Origin of the sequence: Stenotrophomonas sp. AN71 (genome assembly GCF_050435725.1) — a bacterium.
Lineage (GTDB): Bacteria > Pseudomonadota > Gammaproteobacteria > Xanthomonadales > Xanthomonadaceae > Stenotrophomonas.
Genome location: NZ_JBNDKU010000003.1, coordinates 99412 through 116853 on the forward strand (window position 1 = coordinate 99412; position 17442 = coordinate 116853).

At 67.3% G+C, this 17442-nt stretch carries 11 protein-coding genes; 6 read left to right on the forward strand and 5 right to left on the reverse strand.

Going from position 1 to position 17442, the window contains the following annotated elements; translation table 11 throughout:
* Positions 1–35: 35 nt before the first annotated feature.
* Together ABH900_RS06455 and ABH900_RS06460 are read right to left on the reverse strand one after the other, a co-directional pair.
* Complete coding sequence (locus ABH900_RS06455) at positions 36–2684, reverse strand: hybrid sensor histidine kinase/response regulator (RefSeq protein ID WP_429622073.1); 2649 nt, start codon at positions 2682–2684, stop codon at positions 36–38.
* Positions 2685–2750: 66 nt separating this feature from the next.
* Positions 2751–3917 carry an OprO/OprP family phosphate-selective porin gene (locus tag ABH900_RS06460; RefSeq protein ID WP_429622074.1) on the reverse strand — a complete coding sequence of 389 codons (1167 nt, stop codon included), beginning with the start codon at positions 3915–3917 and terminating at the stop codon, positions 2751–2753.
* A gap of 332 nt (positions 3918–4249) precedes the next feature.
* Here ABH900_RS06460 and ABH900_RS06465 point away from each other — a divergent pair, with 332 nt between their 5' ends.
* Together ABH900_RS06465 and ABH900_RS06470 are read left to right on the forward strand one after the other, a co-directional pair.
* Complete coding sequence (locus ABH900_RS06465; RefSeq protein ID WP_429622075.1) at positions 4250–5593, forward strand: dicarboxylate/amino acid:cation symporter; 1344 nt, start codon at positions 4250–4252, stop codon at positions 5591–5593.
* 230 nt (positions 5594–5823) lie between these two features.
* Complete coding sequence (locus tag ABH900_RS06470) at positions 5824–8115, forward strand: NADP-dependent malic enzyme (RefSeq protein ID WP_429622076.1); 2292 nt, start codon at positions 5824–5826, stop codon at positions 8113–8115.
* A 424-nt stretch (positions 8116–8539) separates the two neighbouring features.
* On the opposite strand, the gene ABH900_RS06475 is transcribed toward ABH900_RS06470, so the two are convergent.
* The gene (locus ABH900_RS06475) at positions 8540–9283 is read right to left on the reverse strand and encodes a basic secretory protein-like protein (RefSeq protein WP_429622077.1); all 744 of its coding nucleotides are present in this window, start codon (positions 9281–9283) and stop codon (positions 8540–8542) included.
* On the reverse strand, positions 9280–12624 hold the full coding sequence (locus ABH900_RS06480; protein WP_429622078.1) for a GH92 family glycosyl hydrolase: 3345 nt from the start codon (positions 12622–12624) through the stop codon (positions 9280–9282). The genes ABH900_RS06475 and ABH900_RS06480 overlap by 4 nt, the downstream gene beginning before the upstream one ends.
* A gap of 420 nt (positions 12625–13044) precedes the next feature.
* Between ABH900_RS06480 and ABH900_RS06485 the strand changes: the two genes are divergently transcribed.
* The 4 genes from ABH900_RS06485 to ABH900_RS06500 all read left to right on the forward strand — a co-directional run bounded on the left by ABH900_RS06485 (position 13045) and on the right by ABH900_RS06500 (position 16269).
* Positions 13045–13242, forward strand: coding sequence for a zinc-finger domain-containing protein (locus ABH900_RS06485; protein WP_005410967.1), 198 nt, complete (start codon positions 13045–13047; stop codon positions 13240–13242).
* A gap of 15 nt (positions 13243–13257) precedes the next feature.
* The gene (locus ABH900_RS06490; protein WP_429622079.1) at positions 13258–14373 is read left to right on the forward strand and encodes a glycosyltransferase; all 1116 of its coding nucleotides are present in this window, start codon (positions 13258–13260) and stop codon (positions 14371–14373) included.
* Positions 14354–15685 carry an O-antigen ligase family protein gene (locus ABH900_RS06495; RefSeq protein ID WP_429622080.1) on the forward strand — a complete coding sequence of 444 codons (1332 nt, stop codon included), beginning with the start codon at positions 14354–14356 and terminating at the stop codon, positions 15683–15685. Before ABH900_RS06490 ends, ABH900_RS06495 begins: the two co-directional genes overlap by 20 nt.
* A gap of 134 nt (positions 15686–15819) precedes the next feature.
* The gene (locus ABH900_RS06500) at positions 15820–16269 is read left to right on the forward strand and encodes an REP-associated tyrosine transposase (RefSeq protein WP_429622342.1); all 450 of its coding nucleotides are present in this window, start codon (positions 15820–15822) and stop codon (positions 16267–16269) included.
* Between the two features lie 210 nt (positions 16270–16479).
* Here the strand turns inward: ABH900_RS06500 and ABH900_RS06505 are convergent, their stop codons facing one another.
* Positions 16480–17397: an LpxL/LpxP family Kdo(2)-lipid IV(A) lauroyl/palmitoleoyl acyltransferase gene (locus tag ABH900_RS06505; RefSeq protein ID WP_429622081.1), complete on the reverse strand. Its 918-nt coding sequence runs from the start codon at positions 17395–17397 to the stop codon at positions 16480–16482.
* Positions 17398–17442: the final 45 nt, after the last annotated feature.

Sequence of the window (17442 nt, forward strand, 5' to 3'; positions counted from 1 at the left end):
GATTTCCCGACCGTTGCAGTCGAGCAAGCTCGACTCTACCCCCGATGCCGCAACAGCAACTGCGTCATCAATGCCCGCAGCGCGGGCGGCCGCACGGGCTTGAGCAGGAAGCCCCAGCCGTTCTCGGCGGCATGCGCCTTCAGCGCCTCATCACGCTCGGCGGTCACCAGGATCACCGGGGGCCGCGCCTTCCACAGCGTGCACAGCGCCTCATACAGGTCCGGTCCGTGCCATTGCCCCATGCGCACGTCCAGCAGCAGCAACTGCGGTACGTTCAATGCACTGGCGATTTCCAGTGCACCCTGCGGGCCATCGGCAAGTTCGACCTGGCAACCCCAGCGTTCCAGCAGCGCACGGGTCGCCGCACAGACGTGGGGGTCATCGTCGATGCTCCACACCCGGCATTTCCGCAGTGGGCTGTCGTCGGAGGGTTCGCTTGCGACGACCGGCGCTGCGGCGGGTACGATCACATCGTCGGCGCGCCCAAGTGCCACGCTCACGGCGAACACGCTGCCCTTGCCCAGTGTTGAGCGCAGGCTGATACGGTGGCCAAGCAGGCGGCCGATGCGTTCGACGATGGCCAGGCCCAGGCCGGCGCCACGTTCCTGCTCCACGCCATCGTTCAGGCGACGGAACTCTTCGAAGATCTCGCCCTGCAGGCTTTCCGGAATGCCGGGGCCCTGGTCATGTACCTCGATGCGCAGCTGGTCGCCTGCACGCCGGCAGCCGATCAGCACGCGCCCACGTGGGGTGTAGCGCAACGCGTTGGACAGGAAATTCTGCAGGATGCGCCGCAGCAGGGCTTCGTCGCTGACCACCACCGCGCGGGTATCCACCCAGTCAAGCTGCAGGCCACGGCTCTGGGCGGCGATGCCGAACTCGCGCGCCAGGGTCTCCAGCAGTGGAGAAAGTGCGAACGTGCGCACGCGGATCTGCAACGATCCTGATTCCAGCCGCGAGATATCCAGCAGGCTGTTGAGAATCGCATCCTGTGCCGCCAGTGCGGCATCGATGTGGTCGCTGGTCTGCTGCTGTGCGGGATCGCTCAGCTTGCCGCGCAGCACCGAGACGAACATGCGCGCCGCGTTCAACGGCTGCAACAGGTCGTGCACCGCCGAAGCGACGAAGCGGGTCTTGTAGCGGTTGGCCTGTTCGGCCTCGCGGCGTGCCTCGTCCAGATCGCGGGTACGCTCGGCAATGCGATGCTCCAGCGCGTCGGCCAACGAGCGCAGCTCGCGCGCGGCGTTCTTGTAGCTGGTGATGTCGGCGTAGCTAGTGACGAAGCCGCCGTCCGGCAGTGGATTGCCGCGGATCTCCAGCACCGTGCCGTCGTCCTTCTCGCTCTCGCGCATGTGCGGGCGGCCGCTGCGCAGATGGTTGAGGCGACGTTCGATGGCGTCGTCCACAGGCCCGGGGCCGAGCAGGCCGCGGCGTGCGTTGAAGCGGAACAGTTCTTCGATCGGACGGCCGACCCGCACCAGGTCTGCCGGAAACCGGAACAGTTCCAGATAGCGCGCATTCCATGCGACCAGACGCAGCTCCTTGTCGATCACCACCACACCCTGTGGCAGGTGCGCCAGGCTGCGGCTGAGGCCGCTGTCGGCGTCGGTGGCCGCTTGCAGCAGGCCATCCTGCGCAGTGCGCAGTTCCTGTGCATGCTGCTTGAGCAGGGTCTCCAGTTCGCGTCGGCTGCGCAGGCGATGCTTGGCCAGGCGCCGGCGCTGCTGCACGAACAGTACCAGGAACCCCACTGCCAGCCACGCCGCGCCACCGGCCAACGCGGCGTCGCGCCCCGCGCCGTTGGCGGCGCCGGCATCGTGCAGCAGGTGCAGGTTCCAGCCTTCCACGGGCAGCGGCAGGGTCTGCCACAGCATCGGCTGCGGCAACGCGGGATCGAGCAGGCGGACCATGCGCCCGCCGTCGGCCAGTACATCTTCGGTACGTGCGCGAAGTGGTTGCAGCGAGCGGTCGGCGTATTGGCGGCTGTCGAGCATTTCGCGGCGCTCGGCGTCGCCCAGCGGACGCAGCAGGCGATAGCGCCAGGCATCACGGTTGGCCAGGAATACCACGTCATGGTCGTCACTGGCGAGCACCACATCCGGGCTGCTCAGCCACTCCTGTTCCAGTGCGGACAGTTCGACCTTGATCACCACCACACCCAGCCGCCTGCCGTCTTCCTCGATCGCCTGCGAGAGGTAGTAGCCGGGCACGCCGGTGGTCATGCCGATGCCGTAGAAGCGGCCACGGCCCTGCGCCAATGCCTGGCGGTAGTAAGGGCGGTAGCTGTAGTTCTCGCCGACGTTGCTGGTGGGCTGATCCCAGTTGCTGGCGGCCACCGCCACGCCATCGTGGCCGACCAGGGTCAGGGTGGACGCACGGGTGACCTGGTTGGCACGTTGCAGCTTGAGGTTCAGCCGTTGCCGCTCGGCGGGCGAGGGCGCGACCCGCAGCGCCTGCAGCAGGTCCGGATCAAGCGCGAGAACCTGCGGCAATGTTCCAAAGCGGTCGATGCGCTGCTGCAGCCCCTGGCCGTACAGCTGCAGCTGGCGCTGCACCTGGCTGCTTTCGCTGGCCAGTGCCTGCCGCCACGCGTAGTGGCCTGCCGCGATGGCGCACAGCACGGTGCCGCCGACCATCACCAGCAGGGTGAGCAACAGCATCCGGTGGCGGCTGAGCCAATACATGGCGGCAGTCTACGCAGGGCCGGCGGGCGTGGCGTGCACGCCCGCCGGGGTCTGACGTGGAAGGGGTCAGAAGTGCATCTGCGCGCGCAGTTCGAAGATCTCCGGCGTGCTGTGCACGCCACGACGGCTGGCGTCGACCTTCACGTAGTTGGCCTGGAACTTGAAGTGGCTGGTCAGGTACCAGTTGGCGCCCAGCGTCAGGTCATGCTGGCGGCCGCCGAGGATGCTGCCGTCGTCCAGATCCAGGCGGCTGTAACGGGCCACCAGTTCCACCGCACCGTAGTCGTGTGCCGGCTTGATGTTGGCCACCGCGCCAGCGTTGTACGGGCGCGATTCGCCGGTCAACACCCAGCTGGCCATCGCGTACTGGCCGCTGCCGGTGTAGTCCGGCAGGCCCTTGCGGGTGACGGTGGCCTGCAGGGCTTCGGCCTGCAGCGAGAACGGGCCGCGGATCCAGATGCCTTCCAGGCCGGTGCGACGGATCTGGTCAGCGGTGACCAGGGCACCGGAATCGACGTAGCGGATATCGGTCAGGCCAGCTTCCGGGCGTGCGCGCAGACGTGCGCTCGCCTCGTGGTGCACGTCGCGGCCATCGCTGTAGCCGCGCGGATTTTCCTGCGAATAGGCCACGCCGAGGTGGATCACATCACCCGGTGCCTTCACCGGCGTCCACACCGCGCGCACGGCCTGGGTGGTGCCCGGGTTGTCACCCTGCAGGTCCTTGCCGCCATAGGCGCCGGCCTGCAGCAGGTACTGCGGGCGTTCGAGCACCCATTCCACGCCGGTGCGGCGACCTTCATAGAAGGCCTGCACGGGCAGCGCGGTTTCCAGGAACGTACCGGCACGCGAGGAGGTATTGGCATCCAGGCCGACCGGGGTCTTCATGTAGCCGAAGCGGAAGCGGCCGACGTCACGGCCGAGGAAGGCCTTGCTCTCGAAGCGAACGAACACGTCCAGCCAGGTGTCGGCCTGGAAGTCGTAGTAGACCATCGCGTCAAAGACGCCCTTCTTCTTCAGCGTCGCACCGAACTCCTTGCGGCGCACGGCGTCGTCGTCCTCAAGGCCACTGGCCGAGGAAAAATCGTTGTAGTCGTAGGCGATGTTGGCGGTGGCCGCCAGCTCGGTGCCATCGCCGAAGGTGTACTTGGTCGGCCAGTTGTCGAAATCCGCAGCCGAAGCGAAGGCGGGAAGGGCGGCCAGGGACAGGGCCAGCAAGGTGGGATTCGGGCGCATGTTGGGTGCGGCTCTCTCAGATTGCATGTGGACAGGACAACAACGGCCGCAAGGGCCAGAACTTTTGCAAAGACGTGCCCGGCCGTTCAGCGCGGGCCACCGGCCTCCCCAGGATCGGGCGGTGCGGCGCCAGTGTAGGCATCGCCGCTGCCTGAACCGGGGGGCTAGTACCAATAGGTTATCTGCGTCGGCGTGCCCGGCGCGTACAAAGGCGTCCATTGGTCGCACCCTCTGCACGTGCCACGCAGGGCCTGCGAGCAGTTTCCACGGTAACGGTTCCCGTGCAGTCCCGGGGCCGTACGTGCCTGAAAACGCCCCTTCCGGAGTCCGCCATGCACATCCCGACCGCAGCCTCGGCGCCTGCAAAGCCGTTGCCGATCTATCGCCAGCTGTACTTCCAGGTGATCGTGGCGATCGTCCTGGGTGCCATCCTCGGCCATTACGAACCGTTGATCGGCGAGAAGATGAAGCCGCTCGGCGATGCCTTCATCAACCTGGTGAAGATGATCATCGCGCCGGTGATCTTCCTGACCATCGTCACCGGCATCGCCAGCATGACCCACCTGCGCACGGTGGGCCGCGTGTTTGCCAAGGCGATGGCGTACTTCCTGTTCTTCTCCACGCTGGCGCTGATCGTCGGCATGATCGTGGCGCACGTGGTGCAGCCCGGCGCCGGCATGAACATCAACCCGGCCGAGCTGGACCAGGCCGCGGTGCACAGCTACGTCGAGAAGTCGCATGACCTGACCCTGGTCGGCTTCCTGATGGACATCATTCCGAAGACGCTGCTCAGCGCCTTCGTCGACGGCAACATCCTGCAGGTGCTGTTCGTGGCCGTGCTGTTCGGCATCGCGCTGGCGATGGTGGGCGAGAAGGGCAAGCCGGTGCTGAACTTCCTGGAAGCGCTGGTCGCTCCGGTGTTCAAGCTGGTGCACATCCTGATGAAGGCCGCCCCGATCGGTGCGTTCGGTGCGATCGCCTTCACCATCGGCAAGTACGGCGTCGGTTCGCTGATCAATCTGGCGTGGCTGGTGGGTTCGTTCTACCTCACCGCGTTCCTGTTCGTGGCGGTGATCCTGGGCGTGGTCTGCCGCCTGTGCGGCTTCTCGGTATTCAAGCTGGCACGCTACCTGAAGGCCGAACTGCTGCTGGTGCTGGGTACCTCCTCCTCGGAGTCGGCGCTGCCGTCGCTGATGGAGAAGATGGAACGTGCCGGCTGCAGCAAGTCGGTGGTGGGTCTGGTGGTCCCGACCGGCTATTCGTTCAACCTGGACGGCACCAACATCTACATGACCCTGGCCGCACTGTTCATCGCCCAGGCCACCAATACCGAACTGACCCTGGGCCACCAGATCGCCCTGCTGCTGGTCGCCATGCTCAGCTCCAAGGGCGCGGCCGGCGTCACCGGTGCCGGCTTCATCACCCTGGCCGCCACCCTGGCCGTGGTGCCGGAAGTGCCGGTGGCCGGCATGGCGCTGATCCTGGGCGTGGACCGTTTCATGAGCGAATGCCGCTCGCTGACCAACTTCATCGGCAATGCGGTGGCCACCGTGGTGGTCTCGCGCTGGGAAGGCGCGCTGGATCGCAACCGCCTGCAGCTGGCGCTGGATGGCCGCGAAAGCGAGCTGCCGCCGCCGGTTGATGCCTTGCCCGACGCGTTGCCGGCCAAGGGCTGAGCCAGGTGTGTGGTACCGCGGGGCCGGTCACGACAGTGGTTCGGCCCCGCGGCGTTTCAGGGCGTCCCATGGCTGTCATGGGCGACGCCGAAGCTGGTGTCGCGGTACCCTCGCATACGGCACGGAATTGTGCGGTCGCAGCATGCCTGCGACAGGATAGCGACAGGTCCAGACGCTCCAACGGGGGTATCATCCCCTGTCCCTTCTGCCCATTCATGTAACCCACATCGATGTCCAACGAAGATTTCAAACAGGCCGCCCTCGATTACCACCGGATGTCTCCGCCCGGCAAGATCAAGGTTTCCGCTACCAAGCCCATGCTGACCCAGCGCGACCTGTCGCTGGCGTATTCGCCGGGCGTGGCGTACGCCTGTGAAGCGATCAAGGCCGATCCGCAGCAGGCCAGCGAGCTGACCGCGCGCGGCAACCTGGTTGCCGTGATCTCCAACGGCACCGCCGTGCTGGGCCTGGGCAACATCGGCGCGCTGGCCGGCAAGCCGGTGATGGAAGGCAAGGGCGTGCTGTTCCAGAAGTTCGCCGGCATCGATGTGTTCGACATCGAAGTCGACGAGACCGACCCGGACAAGCTGGTCGACATCATCGCCTCGCTGGAGCCGACCTTCGGCGGCATCAACCTGGAAGACATCAAGGCGCCGGAATGCTTCGTGGTCGAGCGCAAGCTGCGCGAGCGCATGAAGATCCCGGTGTTCCATGACGACCAGCACGGCACGGCGATCATCGTCGGCGCGGCGGTGCTCAATGCCATGGCGATCACCGGCAAGAAGATCGAGGAAGTGAAGCTGGCGACCACGGGCATGGGCGCGGCCGGCATTTCCTGCGTGAACATGCTGGTGCAGCTGGGCCTGAAGCCGGAGAACATCCTGGCCTTCGACCGTGAAGGTGTGATCCACACCGGCCGTACCGACCTGGACCCGGAAAAGCAGCGCTATGCGCGCGACACCGACAAGCGCAGCCTGGCCGAGATCGTCGACGGCGCGGATATCTTCCTGGGCCTGTCGGCACCGGGCATCCTGACTGCCGACATGGTCAAGACCATGGCACCGGATCCGGTGATCTTCGCCCTGGCCAACCCGACCCCGGAGATCATGCCGGAGCTGGTGCGCGCCGCGCGCCCGGACGCGATCATCGGCACCGGCCGTTCGGACTACCCGAACCAGGTCAACAACGTGCTGTGCTTCCCGTACCTGTTCCGCGGTGCGCTGGACGTGGGCGCCACCGCGATCAACGAGGAAATGAAGATCGCCTGCGTGCGCGCCATCGCCGCGCTGGCCCGTCGTGCTGCCACCGACATGGGTTCGGCCTATGGCGGTGATACCCCGAGCTTCGGTCGTGAATACCTGATCCCGCGTCCGTTCGACCGCCGCCTGCTGGTGGAGCTGTCGGCTGCCGTGGCCCAGGCCGCGATGGACTCGGGCGTGGCCTCGCGCCCGATCGCCGACATGGGCGCCTACCGCGACAAACTGGCCCAGTTCGTCTACCGCACCAGCCTGATGATGAAGCCGGTCTACGACCGCGCGCGCAGCGACAAGCAGCGCGTGGTGTACGCCGAAGGCGAAGAGGAAGTGGTGCTGCAGGCGGTGCAGAACGTGGTCGATGACGGCCTGGCACACCCGATCCTGATCGGCCGCCCGGAAGTGATCGAGTCGCGCATCGAGCGTCTCGGCCTGCGCCTGAAGATCGGCGAGAACGTTGAAGTCACCAACATCAACGACGATCCGCGCTTCAACGAGTACTGGCAGTACTACCACGGCCTGACCGGCCGCCGTGGCGTGACCGTGGCGGCGGCGAAGAACCTGATGCGTTCGCGCCCGACCCTGATCGCGGCGGTGATGGTGGCCCGTGGCGAGGCCGATGCGATGCTGACCGGCATCGTGGGCCGCTTCCACAAGAAGCTGGGCTACGTGCGCAGCGTGCTGCCGCTGGAGCCGAAGGTCACCTCGACCTCGGCGATGACCGGCGTGATCAACCAGCAGGGCGTGTTCTTCTTCGTCGATACCCACGTGCAGGAAGACCCGACTGCCGAGCAACTGTGCGAAGCGACCCTGCAGGCGGCCTACCGCATGAAGCTGTTCGGCATCGAGCCGAATGTGGCGCTGCTCTCGCACTCCAACTTCGGCAGCCATGATTCCAAGGACGCACTGAAGATGCGCCAGGTGCGCGAGCTGCTGCTCAAGCGCAACCCGCGTCTGAACGTGGACGGCGAAATGCAGGGTGACACTGCGTGGGATGAAGCGCTGCGCCAGAAGCTGCTGCCGGGCTCGACCCTGCAGGGCCGTGCCAACCTGTTCGTGCTGCCGAACCTGGAAGCGGCCAACATCGCCTACAACCTGGTGCGTGTGTTCACCGACGGTGTGGCGATCGGCCCGATCCTGATGGGCGTGAACAAGCCGGTGCACATCCTGACCACCAGTGCGACCTCGCGCCGGATCCTGAACATGACCGCCATCGCGGCGGTGGATGCGCAGATCCGCAAGCAGCTGGAAGCGGAAAAGAAGGCATAAGCCTTCTTTGCCGCGACAGCTACGGAAACGCGCCCCACGGGGCGCGTTTCTGTTTCCGCCCCGCGGAAACGGTAGTGCCGGCCGCTGGCCGGCAACCGCAATCATGTCCAGGTACGCCGCGACAGCCGGCCAGCGGCCGGCTCTACCTGCAGGTGTGCCTGCCACACCCACTACGCCGCCCGGTAATCGCGCTGCAACCTCATTGCGGCCCAATACGTCCACGCGGCCCGGCCGTGGGGAGGGACCGGACCGGCCTTCCCACCCTGGGCCCGACCAACTTTTCATTGGCGAGGGTGTCATGCGCAATCGAGTGACGCGGCGGTACTTCCAGCAGCTGTTCGCGCTGTACGCCGGGTTCGTGCAGTCGCGCTGAGGCAATGACGTGGTAGCGCCGGGCCATGCCCGGCGGTGGCCGTGCGTGTGGTCAGTGCCGCTTGCCGCGGCGTGCCGGGGCAGGCGGCGGTGCGTCAGACCGCGGCTTGGCGTACTGCGCCCACAGCGCCGGCAGTGCCTTGCCGGTGTGCTTCTGCCACAACGCCGGTACATAGCGCCCCTCGCGCAGGGCCTTGTCCAGTGCCAGCACCAGGCCAGGGTGTTCGGCGTCGGCCCATTTCAGGAACGCACCGGTCACCCGATAGCCGCTTTCGACGTTCTGGCCCTTCTCGACCTTGCCTGGCAGTGCCCAGCCGGCGGCGGCATTGTCCATGCCGTAGCGGTCGCGCGCGTAGTCGGCGATGCCTTCCACCAGCCAGCCCGGCACCCGTGCGTCGCCGTAACCGGGATAACCCTGCACGATGTGCATGGCTTCATGGGTGACCAGGTCGATGTCGTTCGGGTGCTGCGCCAACCAGCCGGGGTTGATGGTGATCGTTGCCGCCTGGTCCTTGTCGCCGACGAAGGCGATGCCGGTGTAGGCCGGATCGATCACGATGCGCACCATCGACGGCGCGGCCGGGTGGAAGTCCGCACGTTCGCGCAGATAGGCGAAGTAGAACGTATCGATCAGCCGCTTGCGCTGCGGTGCGGCCAGGGCGCCACGGGCGTCCTGGTAGTTCAGCGTCACGCCGTCGCGGGTCAGCTGCGTATCGAACGCCTGGGTCTGGCCGAAGCTGGAGAAGGACAGGGAGACAAGGGCCAGAGGCAGCAGACGGTAGCGCATACGGCTCATTGTACGGCGCTGGGTGCCAACAGTTCGATCTCCGCCAGCGGCAGGCGGCCCGGCGCGGCCAGACGCAGGCGGTACTCGCTGTAGCGACCAGGCCTGGCGATGCGGAACGGACGGGTCTGGCGGGCAGATTCGAAGGCTTCACCACTGCGCTGGTCGAGCACGGTCCAGCTGGCGGCGCCATTGCGCGCCTCCAGCGTCCATTCGCCGCCCTGGATGCGGCCGTCGCCGCTGGTCAGCGTATACATCGTCGGCGCGCCGTCGGTCAGGCCGGTCAGCGCGATGGTGGCGCCGCCGCCCAGGCCTACGGTGGTAGCCGCATCGTCATCGACCAGCGCGGGCAGGGCGCGGCCATCGGCCAGCGTCGCTTTCGCGCCGCTGCCGAGCAGGTCGTGCAGCAGCTGCGGGCGCTGGCCATGCGTGGTCAACGAGCGCGGCACGTCGTCCACGCCGCTGCCCCAGCGCGACGGCTGTGGCCCCATCTCGAAGTCCAGCGTCGCGCCCCTGGCGATCAGCTCGTGCGGCACCCAGGTCTTCGTCCAGGGCTTGCCGTTGATCTTCAGCGACTGCACGTAGACGTTCTCGCGCGAATTGTTCGCTGCGTTGACGGTCAGCACCGCACCCCCCTGCAGTTCCACCCGCGCGTGGCGGAATGCCGGCGAACCGATCACGTACTCCGGGGCGCCCATGCGCAGCGGGTACAGGCCCAGCGAGGCCAGCACGTACCACGCCGAGGTCTCGCCGTTGTCCTCGTCGCCCGGATAGCCCTGGCCGATCTCGCTGCCGACATACAGCCGCGACAGGATCTCGCGTACGTGCTGCTGGGTCTTCCACGGCTGCCCGGCGTACAGGTACATCCACGGGATGTGGTGAGCCGGCTGGTTGCTGTGTGCGTACATGCCCATGCGCACGTCGCGTGCTTCGGTCATCTCATGGATGGTGCCGCCGTAGGAGCCGGCGAACGCGGCGTCGGCAGTTTCCGGGGTGGCGAAGAAGGTATCCAGCTTGGCGGCAAGCTTGTCGCGGCCACCGTACAGCGCGGCCAGGCCTTCGCCATCGTGGGCGGCGGTAAAGGCGAAGGTCCAGCCATTGGATTCGGTGTAGTCGTGACCCCACACGCGCGGGTCGTAGCGCGTGCTGTCCACGCGCCAGCTGCCATCGGCGTTGCGGCCCTGGAAGAAACCGGCGGCCGGATCGAACATCGTCGCGTAGCTCGCCGCACGATAGCGGAAGTAATCGGCCTCGGTGCGGTAGCGCTCGCGTGCGGCCGGCGTGGTCGCGCGGGTGGCCAGGGCGTCGGCCATGTTGGCGATGCCGAAATCGTTGAGTGCGCCTTCCATCGTCCACGACATCCCTTCGTGCACGTCCGCGCTGGCGTAGCCACGGAAGGTCGATCGGTCCATGCCCTTGCGGCCGACATGGCGATCGGGCGGGACCACGGTGGCGTTCTTCAGCGCCGCGGCGTAGGCCTCGGCCGGATCGAAGCCGCCGATGCCCTTCAGCCACGCATCGGCGAAGGCCACATCCGAGCTGGTGCCGACCATCAGATCGGCGTAGCCCGGCGACGACCAGCGCGCGATCCAGCCACCGGCGCGGTACTGCTCGATGAAGCCTTGCACCATCTGGCCGGCATCGTCGGGCGTGAACAAGGCATAGGCCGGCCAGGTGGTGCGGAAGGTGTCCCAGAAGCCGTTGTTGACGAACACCTTGCCGTCGCGCACGCCGGTGTAGCTGCGGCTCGCGCTGCCCTCGGTGTTGTCATCGCTGGCGCTGGCCTGGTTGGCGTAGCGCCAGTCGGGCGCCGCCGCGCTGCCGGCATTCTCGTGGCCGGAATTGGGATACAGGTACAGCCGGTACAGGCTGGAGTACAGCGTGGTCTTCTGGTCGTCGCTGGCATCGCCGATGTCGAAGCGGGCCAGACGGGCATCCCATGCGTCCTGCGCGCGGCCGGCCACACTCTCCAGCGTATCGGCGGCGGCGATTTCCAGTGCGAGGTTGTGCCGCGCCTGCTCCGCCGAGATCAGCGAGGTGGCGATGCGCATGGTCACCCGGCGCTCGCTGTCCGGGTCGAACTTGATGTAGCCAGTGGGGCGGCCGGTGTCGAGGCGCCCGCTGCTGCGCCAAGGCCTGTCGAAACTGGCCACCACGTACATGCGGCTGGCGCCGTTGGACAGGCCGCTGCGTGTATCGGTGTAGCCGGACAGCGTCTGCGTGGCCGCGTCCAGGGTCAGTCCGCCGCGCGCGTCGACATTGTCGAACAGCAGGTTGGCATCGCCGCCGTCGGGGAAATCGAAGCGGAACACCGCGGCGTGGTCGGTCGGTGCGATCGCGGCGGCGATCCCGTTGTCGAAGCGCACGTCGTAGCGATAGGGACGCGCGCTTTCATGATTGCGGTCGAACGACAGCGCACGCTTGCGGCGGTCTGCGTCCGGTACGCCGCGGTTGGCCGAGGGCATCACCTGGAAGGTCTGGCGGTCGCCCATCCACGGGCTGGGCTGGTGGCTCAGGGCCAGCGCCTGCAGCTGCGGGCGGTTCTGTGCGTCGTTCTGCTCGTTCCAGCGGTACAGCCAGTTGAGCGCACCGGCATCGGTCACCGGGGTCCAGAAGTTGAAGCCGTGCGGCACGGCCGTGGCCGGGAAATTGTTGCCGCGCGAGAAGGTGCCGTTGGCCTGGGTGCCGCGGGTAGTCAGCACCCAGTCCGAGACACGCTGCGGCGCGTGGCGCGGCGCAGCGTCCAAGCGCACATCGTCGATCCAGCCGGATACCGGCGCACCGTCGGCACTGGCGACTTCCAGTTCGATCGCTACCACGCGACGGCCCTTCAATGCGGGCACATCGCCCAGGCGTACCGCCTTGCGCGCCCACTGCTGTGGATACAACGTCTTCGAGTCGCCCTGCGCGCGTGCGCCGATGGCCACGCCGTGCTGGTCGCGCGCGGCGCCGGCCGAAATCCGGCTGCCATCGTCCAGCAGCAGATCCAGCGAGACATAGGTCGAGGCCACGGTGTCCTTGCCGACGATCTCCGGCAGCACCAGCCACGACAGCGTGGTATCGGCCTCGATGGGCAGGTCGGCCTTGAACAATTCGCGCCTCGCGCTGCCGCCACCACTGCTGTAGCGCAGTGCATGCAGGCCGCTGTAGCCGGCGTTGCGCTTGGCGGTGTAGGGCGCGGCCGGTCCATTGCCGATCGTGACCTGCAGTGCACCCGCGGCCTGCGTCGGGGCAGGTTCGCCCGGTTCGAACGAGGTCTGCAGCCCCTGCGCCAGCACCGGCATCGCAGTGGTCGCACAGGCCAGGGCCAGGGCGAGCGGAAGCAGGGCGCGGCGTGGATCGGACAGGGTCATGCGAGGGTCTCCCGGAAGGGCAGGCGGCGGGCAGAACCCGCATCGGCGGACACCACGGACAGCATCGCTCCGCCCGCCGGGATGGCAGTGGAAGAGGCGATGCCGGTCCGGTGGGGGCGGGCCATGCGATCGGGTTGGATTGGGCGGGTCGGGGTACGACCTGGCCCGATCCTGCAACAGCCGCCGCGCGCTGACAAGTGCCATTTAGTTCGATCCAAATGCGGGAAATATCGATGAGGACAGATATGAGGCGCGAACCTGCCGGAACGACCGCAGAAACCCCGCGGGTGCCGTCGCCCGGCGTGCCGCGGGGAGGTGCAGGGATTCGCCGGATGCGCGCAAAGGCCGGTTGCGGCGCAATGTCGGCGTGGCCCAGATGCTAGAATCACAGGCCTCGCAACCCGTTCATCGACACCCGCCATGAGCCATACCGCCACCGCGCCCGCCAACGCCGAGAAGCGCTACACCGTGCACCGCAGCGATCTGCCGCTGAGCTGCCCGACCCCGGAAATGGCGCTGTGGAACTCGCATCCGCGCGTGTACCTGCCGATCGAAGACGAGCCCAACGGCGAAGCGCAGTGCCCGTACTGCGGTTCCGTATTCGTGCTGGCCGACTAAACGGCGGCCCCGTCGATGCGCCGATTGACCGTGGTGCAGTTGCTGCCGGCGCTGCACTCCGGTGGCGTCGAGCGCTCGACCCTGGAAATCGCTGCGGCGCTGGTCGCCGCCGGCCATCGTGCGCTGGTGGTCTCCGCCGGTGGTCGCCTGGTGCAGCCGTTGCTGGACAGCGGTGCCGAGCACCTCACCCTGGACATCGGCCGCAAGTCGCTGCTGACGCTGCGCCACCTGCCGACCCTGCGCCGACTGTTCACCGAGGTCGGCGCGGACATCGTGCACGCCCGCTCGCGCCTGCCAGCATGGCTGGGGCTGTACGCGATCCGTGCCATGCCCGTTGCACAGCGCCCGCATTGGGTGACCACCGTGCATGGGCTCAACTCGCCCAGCCGCTACAGCGCGGTGATGACCAGCGGTGAACGCGTGATCTGCGTGTCCAACACCGTGAGTGGCTACGTGCAGCGTCATTACCCGACCGTGCCCGAAGAGAAGCTGCAGGTCATCCCGCGTGGTGTCGATGTCGGACAGTTTCCACGTGTGGCACGCGCAGATCGTCGCCCGCGTCTGGCGCTGGCGGCCGATTATCCGTGGTTGGCCCAGGTCGAAGGCCCGTTGCTGCTGTTGCCGGGACGGGGCACCCGCCTGAAAGGCCACGCCCATGCGCTGCAACTGCTGGCCGACCTGCGCGCCGCCGGCGTGCCCGCCCAGTTGTGGATGCTGGGCACCGACGAGCCCGGGCGCGAAGCCTACGTGGCCGATCTGCGCAGGCAGGCAGCGGCGTTGGGCGTGGCTGATGCCGTGCAGATCAGCACGCCGACCGCACGTATCGCCCAGGCCTACGCGGCCAGCGACCTGGTGCTGCAGCTGTCGGACAAGCCAGAAGCCTTCGGCCGCACGGTGGTCGAGGCGCTGTCGGTGGGGCGTCCGGTACTGGGCTGGGACCACGGCGGTGTCGGCGAACTGCTGCAGCAGCTGCAGCCCAGTGGCGCGGTACCGCTCGGCGATGCCCGCGCGTTGGGTGAACGTGCGCTGGCCCTGCTGACGTCGCCGCCGTCCTTGCCGACCCGCATCCCGTTTACCCTGCAGGCCATGCAGCGCGATACCCTCCGCCTCTATGCCGACCTCGCCGGCTGACCCTGCCGTCATCGTGCGCGACGACCGCGCCGGACGCTGGGCGCCCTGGTGGGTGCTGGCGTACGTGGCGATGTGGCCGTTGCCGGGCATCGCCGAAACCGTGTTGGGCCTGGGCGCGCTGTACGCCGCAGCGCGCATGGTCATGCGTCGCCTGCAGCGCCGCCCGCACCTGTTGAGCACGGCGGCCTGGGCACTGACTTCGATCCTGTTCCTCGGCTACTGGTTGCCGCAGGCGTTTTCCGCGTTCGATGCCATCGATCCGGCGGCCTCGTGGACCAAGGCCGCTGCCGGCCTGCGCTATCTGCCCTTCATGTGGCTGGTGGCAATCGCGGTGGCCACGCCGGAGCGGCGGCGGCTGACCTTCGCGGGCCTGGCGCTGATCACCGGCGCATGGACGCTGGATGCGCTGGTGCAGGCGCTGGCCGGAACCAGTCCGTGGTTCTGGTCGCTGGAGCACCTGAAGCTGGCGGTGAGCGGTCGCGCGCTGTGCCCGGCCGATGAAGCCGCGCTGGCCGACCGCCTCAGTGGCGCGCTGGGGCCGTGCAACCTGAAATTCGGCCAGGTGCTGGCCAGCCTGTCGCCGTTCCTGCTGTTGCCGATGGCGCGGCGTTTCGGTCACGTGGGATGGTTGCTGGCCGCGGCCGCGCTGGGATGCGTGCTGCTGTTGGCCGGTTCGCGTGCCTCGTGGATCACCTTTGCGCTGGTGCTGGCCTACAGCGGCGTGCGCCAGTTCGGCTGGAAGCGGCTGCTCCTGCTGGCCCTGGTGGCGGCATTGGGGACCGCCGCACTGACCGCGGGCGTGCCGCAGCTGCGCGAGCGTGTTGCGCGCACGGCACAGGCGTGGAACGAAGACGGGCAGGGCGTGGACGAGGCACTTTCAGGGCGTGCGCGTATCTGGAAAGCGGCCGCGTGCATGATCGAGGAGCATCCGTTCAACGGTGTCGGCGCGCGCGGCTTCCGCGATGCGTACCCGGCCTGCGTGACCGACGAAGGCCCAGCAGTGTGGGGCAATCAACCGGCATTGCATGCCCACCAGATCGTGCTGGAAATCCTTGCCGAAACCGGCGTACTGGGCCTGTTGCTGTGGCTGGCGGCCGTCGCCCAGGCATGGCGCGCATGGCGCTTCGCCCCCGCTGCGGCCCGCGAGCGTGCACGCCCGGCGATGCTGGCGTTGGCGGTCACTGTGTTCCCGCTCAACACGCACCTGGCGTTCTATTCCGCGTTCTGGGGTGGGCTGACTGTACTGCTGGCAGCCCTGTTCGCCGGCAGCCTGCTGGCCCGCGACCCGGACGACGCGCCACAGTCGGTGTGATCGGCCATCCACGCCATGCGTGGATGGAGCATCCGCGTCAGTAGATCCACGCCATGCGTGGATGGAGCTTTCCCGACCCGAGCACGGCGTTATCCCCAATACCGGTGTCCCTGCAGGCCGCGCACGCTGGAGGCATGGCTAGTCCCAGACTCCGCTACGGCCGATTTTCCCGGTCGGGCAACGTGTATTCACTGACCACGGCAATCCACGGCCGCGAACCCGTCTTCGTCGATGACGCCAGCGTGGCGATCCTGGTCGAGACCCTGCGCTTCGTGGAGTGCAAGGGCTTCAGCCACAGTCTCGCCTGGGTGGTCATGCCCGATCATCTGCACTGGTTGATGGAACTGCGCAAGGGAACCCTGGCCGAGTGCATGGCCCTGCTGAAGTCACGCAGCGGCCGGCTGCTGAACCGGCGATTGGAGCGGCGAGGGCTGCTGTGGCAGCACGGTTACCATGACCACGCCGTACGCAGCGATGAATCCCTTCATGAGAAGGCGATGTACATCCTGGCCAATCCGGTCCGCGCGGGCCTGGCCGGCATGCTGGGGGAATACCCCCACGCCTGGTGTCGCTGGCCGTTGTAGATCCACGCCATGCGTGGATGGGGTTGCTGGTTGGCGGAGCAAAGAGCATCCACGCATGGCGTGGATCTACTTCAGAGTGCTCCGCGTCAGTAGATCCACGCCATCCGTGGATGAAGCCCGAACAGGTCAGTAGATCCACGCCATGCGTGGATGAAGCATCCGGGTCAGTAGATCCACGCCATGCGTGGATGAAGCCCACAGGCCCCCTCGTCACTTGTAGAAATCACTCCGCCCACCGGGCTGGCGCTTGAAGCGGCGATGGATCCACAGGTACTGGTCGGGCGCCTCGCGCACCATCTCCTCGATGGCCTGGTTGACCCGCGTGGTATCGGCTTCGACGTCTTCACTGGGGAAGTTTTCCAGCGGCGCGCCGATCTTCAGGAAATACTTCCCGCCTTCGCGGCGATGGAAGTACGGGATCACCGCGCAACCGGTCATCCGCGCCAGCTGGTGGGTGGCGGTGATGGTCGAGGCGGTGTGGCCAAAGAAGGGTACGAACACGGTGTCCTTGCCGCGCATGTCCTGGTCGGGGGCGTACCAGAGGAAGCCGCCCTTCTTCAGGTGGCGCACCGTCGCGCGGATGTCCTCGTTGGCGAACATCGCCTTGGCGTAGCGCAGCCGGCCGAACTTCACCGCCCACTCGTACACCGGGTTCTTGTGCCTGCGGTACATGCCGGACAGGTCGACGTAGTCGCACAGCAGACGGCCGCACATCTCCAGGGTCATGAAGTGGCCAGACACCAGCAGCACACCACGGCCTTCGGCCTGCATCTGCCGCAGGTGTTCCAGGCCTTCGATCTGCACGTTCGGTCGAAGGCTGTCGATGCTGCCCCACCAGGCGCGGATGCACTCGAACACGCCTACGCCCAGCGCGTCGAAACTGTCGCGTACCAGGCGCTGGCGCCAGGCGTCGTCCTTCTCGGGGAAGCACAGCTTCAGGTTGACCTCGGCGGCGCGGCGGCGGCTGCCGAGCAGGCGCCAGGTGACCCAGCCGACGCCCCGGCCCAGTGCGCGCTGCAGCATCCACGGCAGGCGGGCGATGACGAAGGCGCCGAACATGGCGGCGAACATCGGCCAGTTGCGCGGATCGCGCAGCGACGGGCGGGTGGCGGTGGAGGCATCGGACATGGACGCATTCTACCAAGGCCGCCACGTGTCTTTCCCGGGGGGCTC

Bases quoted from the DNA above. Each gene is read 5' to 3' on its own strand.
- ABH900_RS06455 (WP_429622073.1), bottom strand. From the start codon at position 2,684: ATGTATTGGCTCAGCCGCCACCGGATGCTGTTGCTCACCCTGCTGGTG.
- ABH900_RS06460 (WP_429622074.1), bottom strand. From the start codon at position 3,917: ATGCGCCCGAATCCCACCTTGCTGGCCCTGTCCCTGGCCGCCCTTCCC.
- ABH900_RS06465 (WP_429622075.1), top strand. From the start codon at position 4,250: ATGCACATCCCGACCGCAGCCTCGGCGCCTGCAAAGCCGTTGCCGATC.
- ABH900_RS06470 (WP_429622076.1), top strand. From the start codon at position 5,824: ATGTCCAACGAAGATTTCAAACAGGCCGCCCTCGATTACCACCGGATG.
- ABH900_RS06475 (WP_429622077.1), bottom strand. From the start codon at position 9,283: ATGAGCCGTATGCGCTACCGTCTGCTGCCTCTGGCCCTTGTCTCCCTG.
- ABH900_RS06480 (WP_429622078.1), bottom strand. From the start codon at position 12,624: ATGACCCTGTCCGATCCACGCCGCGCCCTGCTTCCGCTCGCCCTGGCC.
- ABH900_RS06485 (WP_005410967.1), top strand. From the start codon at position 13,045: ATGAGCCATACCGCCACCGCGCCCGCCAACGCCGAGAAGCGCTACACC.
- ABH900_RS06490 (WP_429622079.1), top strand. From the start codon at position 13,258: ATGCGCCGATTGACCGTGGTGCAGTTGCTGCCGGCGCTGCACTCCGGT.
- ABH900_RS06495 (WP_429622080.1), top strand. From the start codon at position 14,354: ATGCCGACCTCGCCGGCTGACCCTGCCGTCATCGTGCGCGACGACCGC.
- ABH900_RS06500 (WP_429622342.1), top strand. From the start codon at position 15,820: ATGGCTAGTCCCAGACTCCGCTACGGCCGATTTTCCCGGTCGGGCAAC.
- ABH900_RS06505 (WP_429622081.1), bottom strand. From the start codon at position 17,397: ATGTCCGATGCCTCCACCGCCACCCGCCCGTCGCTGCGCGATCCGCGC.